The organism is Salinifilum aidingensis (genome assembly GCF_054782015.1).
Window position 1 is genome coordinate 232,692 of sequence record NZ_BAAGTH010000005.1, and the last position, 15,181, is coordinate 247,872.

Genomic DNA, 15,181 nt, shown 5'->3' on the forward strand with positions numbered 1-15,181 from the left:
AAGAAGTGCGCCAGCGCCTCGATCACCGCGCGCCTCCGGAAACGGGCCGCCGCTGGTCCAGCACGTCGAGCACGTGCCGGGCGGTCACCACTCCCACGTAGCGCCCCGCCTCGTCGACGACCACGCCCAGACCGGACGGCGAGGACAGCGCCGCGTCCAGCGCCCCCCGCAGCGGGGTGCGCTCGGTGTACAACGAGCCGCCCGCCACGAGGTGCTGCTCGGTGAGAGCGGTGCCGGCAGGCGCGTCCGGGGCGAGCCAGCCGCGCGGGCGGTCGTCGCCGTCCAGGGCGAGCCGCCACTGCGGGCTCGGGCGCACCGGGTGTCCGATGCGGACGGTCGCGGCGCGTTCCGGCGCGACGCCGTCGGGTTCCACGAAGGACAGCCGGCGGAAACCGCGGTCCCTGCCGACGAACGAGTCCACGAAGTCGTCGGCCGGTTCGGCCAGCAGCGCGTCCGGCGCGGCGCACTGGGCGAGCCGCCCGCCCTGGCGCAGCACCGCGACGCGGTCCCCGAGCCGGACCGCTTCGTCGATGTCGTGCGTGACGAACAGGACCGTCTTGTGCAGCTCGTCCTGCAGCCGGCGCAGTTCGTCCTGCAGCGACTCGCGCACGATCGGGTCGACCGCGCTGAACGGTTCGTCCATCAGCAGCACCGGCGGATCGGCCGCCAGGGCGCGCGCCACGCCGACGCGCTGCTGCTGCCCTCCGGACAGCTGCGCCGGGTAGCGGTCGCCGAGCTCGGCGGGCAGCCCCACCAGTTCCAGCATCTCGGTGGCCCGGCGCCGCGCCCGCCGCCGCGTCAGCCCGGCGAGCACCGGCACCGTCCCCACGTTGTCCAGCACCGTGCGGTGCGGGAACAGCCCGGCCTGCTGGATGACGTAGCCCATGCCGCGCCGCAGCGCGGCCGGATCGCGCTCGCGCACGTCCAAGCCGTCGACGGCCACCACCCCGGAGGACGGTTCGATCATCCTGTTGACCGTCCGCAGCAGGGTGGTCTTGCCGCAACCGGACGGTCCCACCAGAACCGTGATCTCGCCCGCAGCGGCGGTCAGGTCCAGATCCGCGACGGCGACCGTGCCGTCGCGGTACTCCTTGCTCACGGCCCGGAACTCGATCACGCGGGTTCCTCCTGGATCTCCGGCGCCCACCGCTGCCGCGGGGGCGGTGCGAGCTGCTTTCCGCCACGGGACGGGAGAACACCCTAGTTCGCCCGGGCTGCGCGTGCGACGTTTCGGAGCCGACGCGTGATCACCCGCACCCGCCGTGCGCCGACGTGCGAGCGGCGTCGGGCTCGTAAGCTGCTCGCAATGGACTCCGCAGCACACCAGCCTGAGCGGCCCCACCGAGCGCCGGAGCGCGAGCCCGAGCCGGGCGGGCGCAGCACCTCCACCGACCCGTGCGACGCGGTCGAGGCCCGGCTCGCCGCGGCAGGGGTGCACGCCCTCGCGCTGCGCCGCGTGCTCGCGCTGCTCGCCGCGGGCGGGCGCACGCGCGCCGAACTGGTCCGGTGCACCGCCACTCCCCGGCGCACCGTGGACGAGCTGCTCGCCGCCGCGGACGGGCACCTGAGCTGCGACGGGGACGCGGTGCTCCTGCACCCCGACCAGGTGGGGCGCTACCGCGCGCGGTTCGGCCTCGACGACCCGCGGGTGGCCGGCGGACCGGCCTCGCCCGCGGCGGCGAGCGGCTCCGGGGCGGGTGCGAAGGCCGCTCCTCCCGGGGAGTCCGGAGCGACCGCGGAGGCCGCGGACGCCGCGGCGGCGGACGCTTCCGGGGCGACCGCGGAGGCCGCGGCGGGTCGTCCGGGGCAGGCCGGCGATCCGCTGGAGCTGCTGCGCGGGTTCATCACCGCGGGGCCGCCTCCCGACCGGGAACTGGACCACGTCACCGCGACGGCGGAGACCGTGCTGGCCCGCGCGCGCTGGTTGCACGGCACCTACGACCTCACCGGGGCCCGCCTGCTCTGCCTCGGCGACCACGACCTGACCTCGCTGGCGGTCGGGCTGCTCGCCCCGGAGGCGGTGATCGCCGTGGCCGATGTGGACGACCGCATCCTGCGGCACATCGACGCGACCGCTGCCGAGCACGGCCTGCCGGTGCGCACGCTGCACGCCGACCTGCGCCGAGGTTTGCCGCCCGCGCTGGAGGGGTGGGCCGACCTGGTGTTCAGCGACCCGCCGTACACGCCGGAGGGCATGGCGCTGTTCGCGGCCCGCGGGCTGGAGAGCACGGCCGGGCCGCACAGCCGCCTGCACCTGGCCTACGGGTTCAGCGAGCGCACTCCCGCCCTGGGTCACAAGGTGCAGCAGGAGCTGCTGCGGTTGGGCCTCGTGTTCACCGCGGTGCTGCCGGACTTCCACCGCTACCGCGGTGCGGAGGCCGTGGGCAGCGCCAGCGACCTGTACGTGTGCCAACCGACCTCGCGGGGGCGGCGCCAGGGTCGGCACCAGCAGGCCGCGATCTACACGCACGGCGCCCGCTCGGTGGAAGGCGGCGCGTCGGAGGTGTCGGCCGAGTTCCGCGCCCGCCTCGGCGAGCGGCTGGGCGCGGCGGTGGAGGAGTTGCGCGAGGCGGACTGGTCCCAGCCGGTCCGGGGGCGGGACCCGGTGTTCGACCTGCGCGCGGACCCGGGCGCGTGGCTGCTGCGGATGCTGCTGGCGTGCAACTCACCGCGCCTCGCCTGCGTGGTGGACAACAACCACCCGGACATCACCAGCGCCGCGGCGCAGCAGGACCTCACCGGGCTGGTCGGAGCGAAGTACGCGCTGCGGATGCTGCGCAGCTTCCCGGAGCACCGCACGGCGGTGGTGCTCGCCGAACGGGTCGGCGAGCCCTCCGCGGCGCGGGACGTGCTCAGCCGGGCGCACGGCAAGCTCGGCAACACCGTCCGCGAGGCGCTCATCGCGCACGCGGCGGAGCCGTTGACCAAGCGGCAGGCCAAGGAGCGCGCCGCCGAGCTGCTCCCCACCGCCGACGACGCGCAGCTGCGTGTCGTCGACCTGCCGCGCCACCGGATCGCCGAGCTCCTCACGTCCCTGGGCACACGCCCCTGACTTCTCTGGAACCTTTCCAGAGAGCGCGATTTTCATGAAAATTGCGCTCCGTCCCCACACCTCCGCGGGACAAACTGTCCCCACACGATCGAGTGTGGACACGGTTCTTGCGCGACGAGGGCTGGCGAGCAGGGGACCGCTCGGGCTTTCCGCCCCGGGGTCCGGGGAGGCTGCGGAGCGCCGCCCCGGGAGGGGAGCGCTCAGGGAGTGCCGGGGGGCGAGGACTCCGACTGCCCGTCCGGGGGCAGGCGCACCGCCGCAACGCTGTGGATCGCCTCCAGCCACAGCCGCACGCGCTCACCGTTGCTCGGGAACTCGTAGTACAGCGAGTCGCCCCGCTCCAGCACGTCGAGGTTGCGGCGGTAGTCGCGGCGGCGGTGGGCCTCGTCGCCGAGCTCCCCGGTACCGCCCTCGGAACCGAACAGGTGCACCGCGCGCGGCACGAGCCGCTGCGCGGTCTCCTCCGCCACCCACCGGGCCGCCTGCTCGGGCGTGGTGAACACGGCCTCCGGGGTGCGGGCCAGCCGGTCGGCGCGCGTGCTGGCCTCCTCAAGCCCGAGCTCGTCGCGGACTTCCACGTAGGCGTGCCACCGCACGGTGGCACCGCTGCGCCCGGTTCCGCGACTGCCCGCGGGGTCGCGGTCCTGGGGTTCGCGACCGCTCTCGCGTTCGCGGCTGTCTTCGGATTCGCGCACGCCGTTCCTCACATCCACTGCTCGGTCTGACCGCTTCCGGGGCGCGGAGAAATCACGATCATGGTGCCCCACGCCGCACCGCTGGTCGCGCGCCAGGGCAACGACTGCGGGCGCGCGCTGCGCGGGCTCGGGGAACCGCTGCCGCTCAGGGCCGTTCGCGGCCGTAGGGGCGGTGCTCGGCCTGCTGCAGCGCGCGTTGCAGGCGCGCGTCGCGCAGGGTGCGCCGCTCACCGACCGGGTCGACACCGAGCTTGCGCGCGCAGACGGGGCACACGACGGCACCGCCCGCGTCGGCTACCGCACCGCCGGCACCGGGAGGCGCTTCCGCCGAGGCGAGGGGCAGATCACCGCGCTGGGCGCGCACCGGCGTGGTCAGGCTCTTGCCGCACGCGGTACGCGGGTGCTCTCCCCCGGACACCGGGTTGTGCCACACGTCCTCGTCCGCGCCGGCCATCCATCGTGGCAACGGACTCGCTCCCTCTTCTCCGTCAGGGGCGCCGCGGGTCGCACGAGCGGTGCCGCGCGGAAGGACGTCCCGGCCCGCCGTCACCCACGTGGCGACCAGCATGCCGAGCGCTGTGCGCATGAGCCGCCCCTTCCACCCTCAATCACCCGGTCGTGTGAAACCAGCCAAGTTGATCACGTTCCGCGCACACACTTCGCCCGGTTCTCTCCCAGCTCAGCAGCCGCCCGGATCAGCAACCGCGGAGCCCCACCACCGCCGAGTCACGGCGTGGACAGCGGACTGCGCTCCAGCAACTCCCGGAACCGCGCCGCCGGCAGCGGGTAGGAGAACAGCCACCCCTGGTAGGCGTCGACGCCGACCCCGGAGAGCACGTGGAACTGGGTCGCGTGCTCCACCCCTTCGGCGATGCAGCGCCGCCCCATCGCGCGCGCCATGTCGACCACGGCACGGGTGACCGCGAAGTCCGAGGCGTCGCCGCCCACGCCGGAGACGAAGCGGCGGTCGACCTTGATGATCTGCGCGGGCAGGTCCTTCAACCGGGCCAACGAGGAGTACCCGGTGCCGAAGTCGTCGACGGCGAACCGCACACCGCGCGCCGAGAGGTCCGCCATCTCCTGCCTGGGGTGCGCGGGCAGGTCGACCAGCGCCGTCTCCACCACCTCGAGCACCACGCGGTTCCACTGGATGCCCGTCTCCGCGACGATCTCGGTGACGCTGCGGACGAAATCCGGCGCCCCCGGCACCATCCCGCCCAGGTTCACCGAGATCGACACCGGGGACCCGCCGGACCCGGGCCACGAGGCGGCCTCCCGCAGCGCCGTGCGCAGCACCCACCGGTCCAGCTCCTGCAGCAGGTCGCCCTGCTCGGCCACGGGCAGGAACGTGTCCGGGGCCAGCATCCCCCGCTCCGGGTGCGGCCACCGCACCAGCGCCTCCGCCCCCAGCACGCGGCCGTCGGTGGCCACCACCGGCTGGTACACGAGCGACAGGCCGTCGTTGTGCAGCGCTTCCCGCAGCTGCCCCTCGAGCTGCAACTGCCGGTCGGCCGAAGCCATCAGCGCCGGGCTGGCCAACGACACCTTGCCCACCCCGCGGCTCTTGGCCTCGAACATCGCGGCATCGGCGAACCGGAGCAGGTCCTGCCCCAGCAGCGCGGCGCCGAGCGAACCCGCGGCACCGGACTCCGCGGCCCCGCGCGGGGTCACCGCCCCGATCGACGCGGAGACCCGGATGAGCTGACCGTGCACCGGTACCGCCGTGCGCAGCAGTCGGGAGACCCGGGTGGCCAGCGCGTCCAACCCGCCGACGGCGGTGAGATCGCGGCAGATGACGACGTACTCGTCGCCGGAGATGCGCGCGGCCACGCACCCCTCGGGCAGACCGCGCTCCAGGCGGCGCGCCAGGGCCACGAGCAGCTCGTCGCCCGCGTCGTGACCGAGGCCGTCGTTGATCCGCTTGAACTTGTCGATGTCGCAGAACAGCACCGCGATGTCCGGCAGCTCGCCACCGGTCGTCGCCGGCAGCAGCCCGGACAGCATGGCCTTGACAGCGGCCCGGTTCGGCAGCCCGGTCAGCTCGTCGTGCGTGGCCTGGTAGTGCAGCGCTTCGGTGGCCCGGCGGCGCTCGGTGATGTCCTGGAACACCACCAGCCAGAACTGGCTGCCGTCGTCCTGCACGGACCAGGACACGTGCAGCTCGCAGTCCACCGCCTCCCCGTCGGAGCGCCGGAACGCCCGCTGCGGCACGCGCAGCCGCCCCTCCGCCTCGGCGGGAACCGGGAGCTCGCGCGCGGGTTCGTCCGGATGCACCAGCTCGTCCATGGACCTGCCCTGCAACAGCTCGGCCCGGAACCCGAACAGGTCGCACAGCGCCTCGTTCACGTCCACCAGGCGCCCCCCGGTGTCGAACAGGCCGATGCCGACGGGGGTGACCGAGACGAGGTCGGTGAAGCGCTGGCTGGAGCGCTCGAGCCGCGTGGCGGCCGCCCGCTGCTCGGTGACGTCCTGCGCGGTGCCCACCAGCAGGGTGCGCCCGTCGGCATCGCGCACGGCGCTGCCGCGCAGCCGCAGCACCAGGATCTTCCCGGTGACCCCGCAGAAGTAGCGGTGCTCGACCTCGACCGTCTCGTGCCGCTGCAGCAGCGGCATCCACGCTTCCCTGACCCGCTCGCGGTCCTCCGCGTGCACCCGCTCGAGGTAGCCGGAGAACGTGGTGTGCGTCTTCGGCGGCCGCCCGAGCAGCGCGTGCAGGGTGTCCGACAGCCGGATGACATCGCTGCGCGGGTCCCACTCCCAGGTGCCGAGCCGCGCGATGCGCTCGGCGTCCTCGAGCTTGCGGCGCTCGTCGTGCAGCTGGCGCTTCAGCACGCGGTGCTCGGTGATGTCCTGCACCGTTCCCTGCACGCGCTCGATCCAGCCGTCCGGTCCGCACTCGACCCGGCCGGTGCACAAGTACACGCGCTCCCCGGCGAGATCGCGCAGTTCGACCTCGATGAGCACGCCCTCGGTGGCGTTGAGCAGGCGCGTGTAGAACTCCTCGGCCTTGCCCCGGTCGGCGGGGTGCGTCACCTCGAGCAGCACGTCGAACTTCGGGCGCGAGGAGTCCGAACCGAGCAGTTCGGCGACCATCGGGCTGGGGTGGATCTCCCCCGCCTGCGGGTCGTACATCCACCGCCCCACCCCGGAGAGCTCGCGCGCGTCCGCGGTCGAGTCCTCGTCCGGCGGGTGCACCGCGAGGTCGGAGACGTCGGCCAGCACCGAGATCCGCTCCCCCGCGTTCCCGGGGCGCGGCCAGCTGACCACGCGCACCGGCACGCGGCGCCGCTCCCCGTGCAGCCAGGAGACCGGTCCGTCCTCGCTGAGCAGACGGCTGAGGTTCCTGCCGACGAGGTCGTCGGCCGAGGGCACTCCGGCCAGGCCGGCCAGTTCGCCCGTCGCGCGGAGCACGGCGCCGTCAGCGGCGCTGAGCAGGGCGGGCGCGGCGGGCAGCACGTCGTCCGCTCCCCCGGCGGGACCGGCTGCCTCCCCCCGCGGTCCGTCCTCCGCACGCCACATCCGCTCGCTCCGTTCGGTCACAGCACCTCCTGCGCTCCGGGTCACGTCGACCGGGGCCGCGGATCCCCAGACCCGTGACCAGCAACACAGCGCCCCGTCGCGTGACCTTACCGGCGGTACACATCGGAATACTCGCCACGGCGACGACGCGCTCCGCGCGTCGCGCACCGCACCGGACGAGACGAACCGCGCACCCGGGTATGACGCGGCGCACCCGGATCGGGTTGTCGAGGGACCCACCGGTAGGACCCGAAACACATTCGGCGACTGGGACGCGCGTCCCAGTCGCCGAATCTACGCTGACGGTGTGATCAATTTTGGGTAATTATCACCGGGTGTCGCCCAACGGAGGACAGCGCGCGGTGACCGGGTACACCCGATCAGGTCACATGTCCCCGCGGAACCGCTTACCGCACCACGCCTTCCCGCCGTGCGGTCCGGGCGACCGCTTCGGTCACCTCGGGGGCGACCCGCGGATCCAGCGGGCTCGGCACGATGTAGTCGGACGCGAGGTCGTCGGCGGCCACCGCCGCGACGGCCTCCGCGGCCGCCACCTTCATGCCGTCGGTGATCTCCCGCGCACCCGCCTGCAGCGCACCGCGGAAGATGCCCGGGAACGCCAGCACGTTGTTGATCTGGTTCGGGAAGTCGCTGCGCCCGGTGGCCACCACCGAGGCGTACTTCGCTGCCACCTCCGGGTGAACCTCCGGATCCGGGTTGGACAGGGCGAACACGATCGCCTCCGGAGCCATCCGCGCCAGGTGCTCCTCCGGGACCTGCACCGTGGACAGCCCGAGGAACACGTCGGCGCCGTGCAGCGCGTCGGCGACCGAACCGGTGACACCGCGCGGGTTCGTGTACTCGACGAGCTCCTGCTTGATCGGGGTCAGGCCCTCGCGCCCCTCGTGCAGCACGCCGCGCGAATCACCGACGACGATGTCGCTCACCCCGGCCGCGCGCAGGATGCGCGCGCACGCCACGCCCGCAGCACCCGCGCCGGAGATGACCACGCGCTGCTCGGAGAGCTCCCGGCCGGTCAGGCGGCAGGCGTTGCGCAGCGCGGCGAGCGTGACCACCGCCGTTCCGTGCTGGTCGTCGTGCATCACCGGGCAGTCGAGCGCCTCGACGAGGCGCCGCTCCAGCTCGAAGCAGCGCGGCGCGGCGACGTCCTCCAAGTTCACCGCGCCGAACGAGGGGCGCAGGTTCACCAGGGTCTGCACGGTCTGGTCGATGTCGTTGGTGTCGAGCACCAGCGGGATCGAGTTCAGGCCCGCGAACTTGCGGAACAGCGCCGACTTGCCCTCCATCACGGGCAGCGAGGCGCGCGGGCCGATGTCGCCGAGCCCCAGCACCGCGGTGCCGTCGCTGACCACGGCGACCAGCTGCTGGGTCCAGGTGTAGCGGTCGGCGAGCTCGGGGTCGCTGGCGATCGCCCGGCTGACCTGCGCCACCCCGGGGGTGTACGCGATCGAGAGGTCCCGGGAGGTGTCCAGCCGGGCGCTGAGCTCGACGTCCAGCTTGCCACCTTCGTGGGCGGCGAAGATTTCCTCGTTGGTCAGTTCGGCACCGGTGGATTCGGACGTGCTGGTGCCTTCGTTCACGGTGGTCACGGCGTCCCTCCTATAGCCATGCCGGTGACCGGGGCGACCCCGGCCCGGGTGGACGGGCGGTCCGGTGACCGCCCCTCGACGCGGCCGACCTGCCGGGCGTAGGCGGCGCGGTGGGCGTCGAGTTTCCGAGACCAGCCGTCCCTGGTGCGGGACAACGGCTCGGGTGGACGCTGCGGTTCGGCCAGTCTGCCACACGCGCGCCGCCCGCTGTCTGCGACCGATGTCACATATCACCAGGTTATTCAACATTTTGTCAACCTCATGGACGGTGGCCGCACTCTCGAAAACCCCCGCAACGCGCCGCGAATCCGCCGGTGCGCACCGCTGAAAGCATCCACCTCGCACGCGTCGCACCCGGCGCCAGGAGTCAGCGGACCGGCCGTCGGGCGGCGCCCGCTAATAGGCTCGGGCCGTGCGGACACGGAGACTCACCATCGACGACGCGCTCGAGTTCACCCCGCCGTCCTTCCCCGACCACCGCGGGAAGTTCGTGGCGCCGTTCCAGCACGAGCCGTTCGCGGCGGCCACGGGCCACCCGCTCACCATCGCCCAGGTGAACAACAGCGTCTCGACCACCGGCGTCATCCGCGGGGTGCACTTCGCCGACGTCCCGCCGGGGCAGGCGAAGTACGTCTACTGCGCGCGGGGGGAGGTCCTCGACGTCGTCGTGGACGTGCGCACCGGTTCACCGACCTTCGGCCGGTGGGACGCGGTGCGGTTGGACGCGGAGGAGCACCGCGCGGTCTACCTCCCGGAGGGCCTCGGCCACGCCTTCCTCGCCCTCGCCCCGGACACCGCGGTGGTCTACCTGTGCTCCACCGGCTACGACCCCTCCGCCGAGCACGGGATCGATCCGCTCGACCCCGAGCTCGGCCTGCCCTGGGCGGACTGGCTGCGCGGCGAGCCGGTGCTGTCCGCGAAGGACCGCGCCGCGCCCGGGCTGCGCGCCGCGGCCGAGCGGGGGCTGCTGCCCGACTACGAGAGCTGCCGGGCGCGGTACGCGCAGCTACGGCAGGGGTGAGGGCACGCGCCCGGGGCGCGGCCACAGCCGCCACCGCACGACCCCGAGCACCTCGGCCGGGCCGAGCTGGCGCGAGTCGGTCGACCCCGCGGCGTTGTCGCCCTCCACGTGCCAGCCCGCGCCGTCCCGCCGCACCGCGCGCTTCACCGACAGCTGCCCCGGGCGTCCGACCCAGCGCACCAGCACGACATCACCCGAGCGGGGAAAGTCGCGCAGCCGCACCCACGCCACGTCCCCGTCCCGCAGGGCGGGGGCCATGGAGGGACCGCGGACGCGGAGCCTGCGCCAGGGCAGCCACCCGAGGGAGTTCAAGGGGCACCTCCACTAGGTCAACGTAGATCTTTGAGAGTAAGGTCTGCGGTGTCGGAGCACTCACTGTGAGGGAGGAACAATGCGGCTACTGTCGCGGATCCTCGGCCCGCGCCTGGAGGCGACCGCGCACTGCGACCTGCCGTGCGGTGTCTACGACCCGGCGCAGGCCCGGATCGAGGCCGAATCGGTCAAGGCGATCCAGGAGAAGTACCAGAACAACGAAGACCAGGAGTTCCGCACCCGGGCGATCAACATCGCCGAGCAGCGCTCCGAGCTGGTCAAGCACCACCTGTGGGTGCTGTGGACGGACTACTTCAAGCCGCACCACTTCGAGAAGTACCCGCAGCTGCACGAGCTGGTGAACAAGGCCACCAAGGCCGCGGGTGCCGCCGGCACGAAGGGTTCCATGGACCCGTCGACCGGCCAGCAGCTCCTGGACTACATCGCTGAGATCGACAAGATCTTCTGGGAGACCAAGAACGGCTGAGCGCACAGCCTTCTGTGAGGCGCTGACCGGCGGGGACGATCCTTCTCCGGTCAGCGCCTTTTTCGTCGTCCGGGCCTTCTGCCAGGGCCCACAGGAGGCCCAGACGGCCCAGAGACGGCCCAAGAAGATCCACAGTGGACACCTTTGAAGCGTAATTGTTGATGTGTCCACTAAGCACGCATCCACAAGCAGGCGAGCCAGCACGCCCGGGTCAGCGTGGCCGCCCCTCGGTGGTGGTTTTGGTGTCCACCTGAGCAGAGTGACCACACTTCCCGTGGATGGCGCGCCCAGGCGGCCACCCGAGCCGCGCAGGGATCCGGCCGCCCACCGGGCCACCTACGAGGCTCGGCGGCGACCCGGGTGCCAGCCGCAAGCGAGCGCGGTTCACCGGCACCTCGCAGATCTACGGGTACACGAACTGGGAACGTCGACTCATGGGAGAACACCGGGATGCTCGGCCCCAACGGGTAGTAACCGCGAGCGGGTTCGGCTCGTACGAGGAGTTCAAACGGTGGTGTGCGCGCACATAGCAATGCGGCGCTGCCTGCGCTCCAGACAGCGGCCGCTACGGCGTATCGATGTTCATCTGTGGCTACCGATCCCGTACGTCCGACCGACCCACTCTGCAACGTGACCTAGCTGAGAGGCCGCTTCGGTCTGCGGCTGCGCCTCGTGCGACCGCCGGAGGCTTCGCCGTGGCTCCCGGGCGGCTCAGCGGTACGGAGCGGTCAGTCTCCCCAGCGTTCGTGGGCGGCTCGGCGGCTCATGCCGGTGGCGGTGCCGATGGTGTTCCAGCTGGCTCCGGCCGCGCGGGCCCTGGTCACGGCCGCGTCTAGCTCGGCGCGATCGGCGGTGGCGCGTGTGGCGGTCTCGTACACGGCTAGGGCGGGCAGCACGGTGTGCACGTGCCCGCGCCAGGCGGTCGCAGCCGATTCCTCGAGCGCTTCGGGCGGGGTGGCGGCGTCGTCGGGCGTGGGCACGTCGGTGCGCGGCCAGTGCGGGCCGCGCCAGCCGCAGACGCAGGCGACCCGCCAGCCTGTCACCCGCCCGGCCAGCTGCTCGCGCTCGGGCGGGGCGTGGATGGGGGCGTGCTGTTCGGCGCCCTCGCCGAGCACGCCCATGAGATAGCCCTCGTGCGCGTGCGCGGGGGCGTAGTCAGTGGCGTAGAGATAGCCCATGTCCGCTCCTGTCGTGTCAGGACCGCGGCGTGTCCCGCCGAAGGAAGCCGCAGGCCGGACGTGTCCTCCCCCGACGGCCCTGGTACCAGCTGCAGCGGGAGCGTTTCGTTCCGTATCCGGGTGCTTCTGCAAAAGTAACACTTACGTTAGGGTAGATTTCGAGGCATGCAGCGATCTCATGTTGGCCTGCCGGTAACGGAGATGGAACTGGTCGAGCATGTGCTGACGGCGTTCGCCGATGGTGCGGCCGTGAAGTCCGCGCTGAACGAGGCGGCGGAGAACGCGCATGCTCGCCCCGAGGTCATCGAGGTGCTTCAGCAGTTGCCCGACCGCCGGTACACGTCGGTTCTGGATCTGGGGCGCGAGCTCACCGGCCTGCCGTTCGATGCGGATGCGATCACGGCCGCGACCCGCGCGTGACGGGGTGTCGCGGCAACCCGCGCGCTCACCGAGGAGCGCTGCACACACCGCGTGGCGGCCCGGAGCTGCGTCGGCTCCCGCTGCCGCGGGCGCGGCCGTGATCGCCTGCTGCGTCGCGCTGTGCGCTTTCGCATGACAGTTGGCACGCAGACAGGAGAACGGACACATGATGACCCCGGAGGCACCCTCCCAGAACGCCGTCAAGGCGCGCGGGCTCCTGCTCGGCGTCGCCGTCGGCGATGCCCTGGGGGCCGCGTTCGAAGGACAGCTCCGCGTCGATGCTGAGCACCTCGCCGAGTACGAGCGGGGCACGGCACAGCTGCACTACACCGACGACACCGCGCTGACGCTGGTGCTGGCACGGCACCTCACAAAACGCCGCGGCCTGCTCCCGGTCGACGAGGACGTGCTGGCCAGTGAACTGGCCCGCGAATACCAGCGGGAACCCGGGCGCGGCTACGGCCGGGGCCTCCGCGAGACCTTCGAGCGCATCCTCACCGGGCAGTCGTGGGAACAGGCCGCCAAGGCGAGCTTCGCCGGCCAGGGTTCCTACGGCAACGGCGCGGCCATGCGCGTGGCCCCCATCGCCCTGGTCGCCGCCAGCCCCGCGCACGCCGCCGGACTGGCCCGCCGCAGCGCTGCTGTCACCCACATCCATCCCGACGGCCAACACGGCACCGTGCTGCAGGCGTGCGCGGCGCTGCTGGCGCTGAACAGCGACCCCCGCAAGCCGCTCGACCGGTACGCCTTCCTGTCGCACCTCGCCCGCGCGCTCGAGTGCGCCGACTGGCGGAGCCGGTTGGGCGCCGTGTACGACCTGCTCGGCGACACAGCACCGGCCGCGGCCGCCGAACACCTCGGCAACGACGCCCGCGCCCGCACGTCGGTACCCCTGGCCCTGCTGGCGTTCCTGCAGCACCCCGACCACCCGGCCGAGGCGATCCGCTACGCCGTCCTCGCCGGCGGCGACACGGACACGACCGCGGCGATGGCCGCGGCGTTGAGCGCGGGGCGCACCGGCGTGCACGCACTGCCCACCGAGTGGATCGACCGGTTGGAGGACGCGTCCGAGATCGGCGAGCTCGCCGACGTCCTCGCGGCACGCATGCCCCTGTCCCAGTGATCCGGACGGGCGGTGAAGAGGTCCGGCCGAGCCAGCGGTCGTTCCCGCGGCCGTCCGGACCCTCGGGTGCGGTGCCGGCCCGGCTGCGCTGTGCGGTCCGAAACGACCCGAACACGCGATACGAGCTCCGCGGCGCCGCTGTGGCGCCAGCGCGGCACCGAAGCGAGCGCGCCCGACGCTGCGCGCAGTCTTGACGGGAGAAACCGGGATGGATGACAAGAGCGGATTCGAGCGCGCGACCGGCCGCAGGCTGGAGGACGACAGCGGCAAGCCCAGGTACCTGCGGTATCAGCGCAACCTCATGCTTCCGCACTGCGGCAGCAGCATGCTCGAGATCGGCGCGGGCACCGGCGAGTTCGCCGCGCACGTGCGGGGCCTGGAGCGCTACGTCCTCACCGACGTCGACCCGGAAGCCACCCAGCACATGAAGCAGCGGTTCGCCGACCGGCCCGAGATCGAAGTCCGCACGTTGAACCTCGACGAGCGACCACTGCTGGAACCGCGGGTTGACACGGCCATGGCGATCAACGTGCTCGAGCACATCGAGGACGACGTCGCCGCGCTGCACTCGCTGGCCCGACTCGTGCGCCCCGGAGGCACCGTCCTGCTCTGGGTACCGGGTTACGAACAGCTCTACGGAGAGTTCGACCGGCTCGTCGGCCACGTCCGCCGCTACACCCCGCGAAGCCTGCACGCGGTCGTCGAGCGCGCCGGCCTGGGCGTGCGCCTCGCGAAACCGGTCAACTTCTTCGGCGCACTGGCGTGGTGGGCAGCGGTGCGCAGGGGCGGCACCAACGCCCCGAACAGGCGCCTGGTCCGGGTCTACGACCGCTTCGTGGTCCCCCTCACCGAACTGACCGAGAAGGCCGTCTCGCCACCCTTCGGCCAATCGATCTTCTGCGTCGCGCACGTCCCCGGGAAGTGAGCGCGACGAGACCGAACGGGCCCGCCACATGGATCAAGCGCCTGCCGTCACCGACCTGCTCCTGGGCAGCACGATGGCGACGCAACCGTGCCGCCACGCAGTCCAACGTCGCACTGGGCAGATCGACCGCCGACGCGTAAACCAACATGTGAAGCTCCTGGTCAAGGGGGCCGTGATCTTCGCCGACGCCGCGCAGACCGAGCACAAAGACCCGACGCCAGGGGCGCCGTCCGGCTTAAAGTGGGTTCGTGCACCCGTGTCGCCGAGCGATCCGACCGAGCGCACTCCGTTGGCCGCCGGTCGCAACAGCACGAGAAGGCCGCGATGTCCTTGCATCGGTTCACGGTGTACACCGGCGAAGAAGTCGAAGTTTGCAGCCTCGACGCGTTGCGGGCGGGCGGGAGCAACGCGTTGTGGACGAGCCGGGAATCCGAAGAGGGCGGCGCGCTCCACGTGGAGTACAACGCCGCCTACCTCGGCCAAGCCATCGTCGAGTCGCTGCGCAGGATCGAACGCGTCGGCTTGACCCCCACCGGGATCCTCCCCTCCCACCTGGAGTCGTCGGTGTCCGCGCGGCAGACGACCACGGCTGCTGACCACCTCCTCCGCGCTCGCCGGCTCCTGCAGGTCAGCGCCTGCGACACCGAGCTCCGCGAGCTGGTGGAGTACCTGATCGAAACGCTGCAGTCCACGCTCCGGCGGAACGGACCGACGACCGGTTGACGTGGTGCCCGCGCGGCACGCGCCGGGGCGGTCGCCCCCTCCCCTGCTCGGAGCGCGGCGTCGGCCCGGCAACTCCGCGGCGAACACCTCTGCGCGGGATTGCTGCTGCGCCCACG

Annotated in this window: 15 protein-coding genes; 7 read left to right on the plus strand and 8 right to left on the minus strand. The window is 72.4% G+C overall.

Features of this window, described 5'->3' with window-relative positions; all coding sequences use genetic code 11:
- Window positions 1-22 precede the first annotated feature (22 nt).
- The gene (locus ACYVJE_RS09530) at window positions 23-1,117 is read right to left on the minus strand and encodes an ABC transporter ATP-binding protein (protein ID WP_461144179.1); all 1,095 of its coding nucleotides are present in this window, start codon (window positions 1,115-1,117) and stop codon (window positions 23-25) included.
- 189 nt (window positions 1,118-1,306) lie between these two features.
- On the opposite strand from ACYVJE_RS09530, the gene ACYVJE_RS09535 reads away from it, so the two are divergent.
- Entirely contained in the window at window positions 1,307-3,052 is a 1,746-nt protein-coding gene (locus ACYVJE_RS09535; protein WP_461144180.1) for a bis-aminopropyl spermidine synthase family protein, read from the plus strand.
- A gap of 200 nt (window positions 3,053-3,252) precedes the next feature.
- Here the strand turns inward: ACYVJE_RS09535 and ACYVJE_RS09540 are convergent, their stop codons facing one another.
- From ACYVJE_RS09540 to ACYVJE_RS09560, 5 genes are all read right to left on the minus strand, one after another.
- Entirely contained in the window at window positions 3,253-3,747 is a 495-nt protein-coding gene (locus tag ACYVJE_RS09540) for a hypothetical protein (protein ID WP_461144181.1), read from the minus strand.
- Between the two features lie 145 nt (window positions 3,748-3,892).
- A complete protein-coding gene (locus ACYVJE_RS09545) occupies window positions 3,893-4,213 on the minus strand; it encodes a hypothetical protein (RefSeq protein ID WP_459157113.1) in 321 nt (106 codons plus the stop codon).
- 260 nt (window positions 4,214-4,473) lie between these two features.
- Entirely contained in the window at window positions 4,474-7,287 is a 2,814-nt protein-coding gene (locus ACYVJE_RS09550) for a sensor domain-containing protein (RefSeq protein WP_461144182.1), read from the minus strand.
- Between the two features lie 386 nt (window positions 7,288-7,673).
- Window positions 7,674-8,876, minus strand: a complete 1,203-nt coding sequence (locus tag ACYVJE_RS09555) for an NAD(P)-dependent malic enzyme (protein ID WP_461144183.1) — start codon at window positions 8,874-8,876, stop codon at window positions 7,674-7,676.
- Complete coding sequence (locus ACYVJE_RS09560) at window positions 8,873-9,103, minus strand: hypothetical protein (RefSeq protein ID WP_461144184.1); 231 nt, start codon at window positions 9,101-9,103, stop codon at window positions 8,873-8,875. The genes ACYVJE_RS09555 and ACYVJE_RS09560 overlap by 4 nt, the downstream gene beginning before the upstream one ends.
- A gap of 185 nt (window positions 9,104-9,288) precedes the next feature.
- Between ACYVJE_RS09560 and ACYVJE_RS09565 the strand changes: the two genes are divergently transcribed.
- The gene (locus ACYVJE_RS09565; RefSeq protein WP_461144185.1) at window positions 9,289-9,897 is read left to right on the plus strand and encodes a dTDP-4-dehydrorhamnose 3,5-epimerase family protein; all 609 of its coding nucleotides are present in this window, start codon (window positions 9,289-9,291) and stop codon (window positions 9,895-9,897) included.
- Here ACYVJE_RS09565 and ACYVJE_RS09570 read toward each other — a convergent pair.
- A complete protein-coding gene (locus ACYVJE_RS09570; protein ID WP_459157117.1) occupies window positions 9,883-10,209 on the minus strand; it encodes a S24/S26 family peptidase in 327 nt (108 codons plus the stop codon). The two genes, ACYVJE_RS09565 and ACYVJE_RS09570, sit on opposite strands and share 15 nt — an antisense overlap.
- A 79-nt stretch (window positions 10,210-10,288) precedes the next feature.
- On the opposite strand from ACYVJE_RS09570, the gene sodN reads away from it, so the two are divergent.
- A complete protein-coding gene (sodN, locus tag ACYVJE_RS09575) occupies window positions 10,289-10,696 on the plus strand; it encodes a superoxide dismutase, Ni (RefSeq protein WP_459157118.1) in 408 nt (135 codons plus the stop codon).
- Window positions 10,697-11,424: 728 nt separating this feature from the next.
- Here sodN and ACYVJE_RS09580 read toward each other — a convergent pair.
- A complete protein-coding gene (locus ACYVJE_RS09580) occupies window positions 11,425-11,874 on the minus strand; it encodes a hypothetical protein (protein ID WP_461144186.1) in 450 nt (149 codons plus the stop codon).
- Between the two features lie 201 nt (window positions 11,875-12,075).
- Between ACYVJE_RS09580 and ACYVJE_RS09585 the strand changes: the two genes are divergently transcribed.
- From ACYVJE_RS09585 to ACYVJE_RS09600, 4 genes are all read left to right on the plus strand, one after another.
- Window positions 12,076-12,294, plus strand: a complete 219-nt coding sequence (locus tag ACYVJE_RS09585; RefSeq protein WP_461144187.1) for a DUF2795 domain-containing protein — start codon at window positions 12,076-12,078, stop codon at window positions 12,292-12,294.
- A gap of 166 nt (window positions 12,295-12,460) precedes the next feature.
- Window positions 12,461-13,417: an ADP-ribosylglycohydrolase family protein gene (locus ACYVJE_RS09590; protein WP_461144188.1), complete on the plus strand. Its 957-nt coding sequence runs from the start codon at window positions 12,461-12,463 to the stop codon at window positions 13,415-13,417.
- A gap of 208 nt (window positions 13,418-13,625) precedes the next feature.
- Window positions 13,626-14,342: a class I SAM-dependent methyltransferase gene (locus ACYVJE_RS09595; RefSeq protein WP_461144189.1), complete on the plus strand. Its 717-nt coding sequence runs from the start codon at window positions 13,626-13,628 to the stop codon at window positions 14,340-14,342.
- Window positions 14,343-14,666: 324 nt separating this feature from the next.
- Window positions 14,667-15,065, plus strand: coding sequence for a hypothetical protein (locus ACYVJE_RS09600; RefSeq protein WP_459157119.1), 399 nt, complete (start codon window positions 14,667-14,669; stop codon window positions 15,063-15,065).
- Window positions 15,066-15,181: the final 116 nt, after the last annotated feature.

Excerpts from the sequence above, each read along its gene's own strand:
- ACYVJE_RS09600 (WP_459157119.1), top strand. The coding sequence starts at position 14,667 with ATGTCCTTGCATCGGTTCACGGTGTACACCGGCGAAGAAGTCGAAGTT.
- ACYVJE_RS09585 (WP_461144187.1), top strand. The coding sequence starts at position 12,076 with ATGGAACTGGTCGAGCATGTGCTGACGGCGTTCGCCGATGGTGCGGCC.
- ACYVJE_RS09595 (WP_461144189.1), top strand. The coding sequence starts at position 13,626 with ATGGATGACAAGAGCGGATTCGAGCGCGCGACCGGCCGCAGGCTGGAG.
- ACYVJE_RS09535 (WP_461144180.1), top strand. The coding sequence starts at position 1,307 with ATGGACTCCGCAGCACACCAGCCTGAGCGGCCCCACCGAGCGCCGGAG.
- sodN (WP_459157118.1), top strand. The coding sequence starts at position 10,289 with ATGCGGCTACTGTCGCGGATCCTCGGCCCGCGCCTGGAGGCGACCGCG.
- ACYVJE_RS09580 (WP_461144186.1), bottom strand. The coding sequence starts at position 11,874 with ATGGGCTATCTCTACGCCACTGACTACGCCCCCGCGCACGCGCACGAG.
- ACYVJE_RS09590 (WP_461144188.1), top strand. The coding sequence starts at position 12,461 with ATGATGACCCCGGAGGCACCCTCCCAGAACGCCGTCAAGGCGCGCGGG.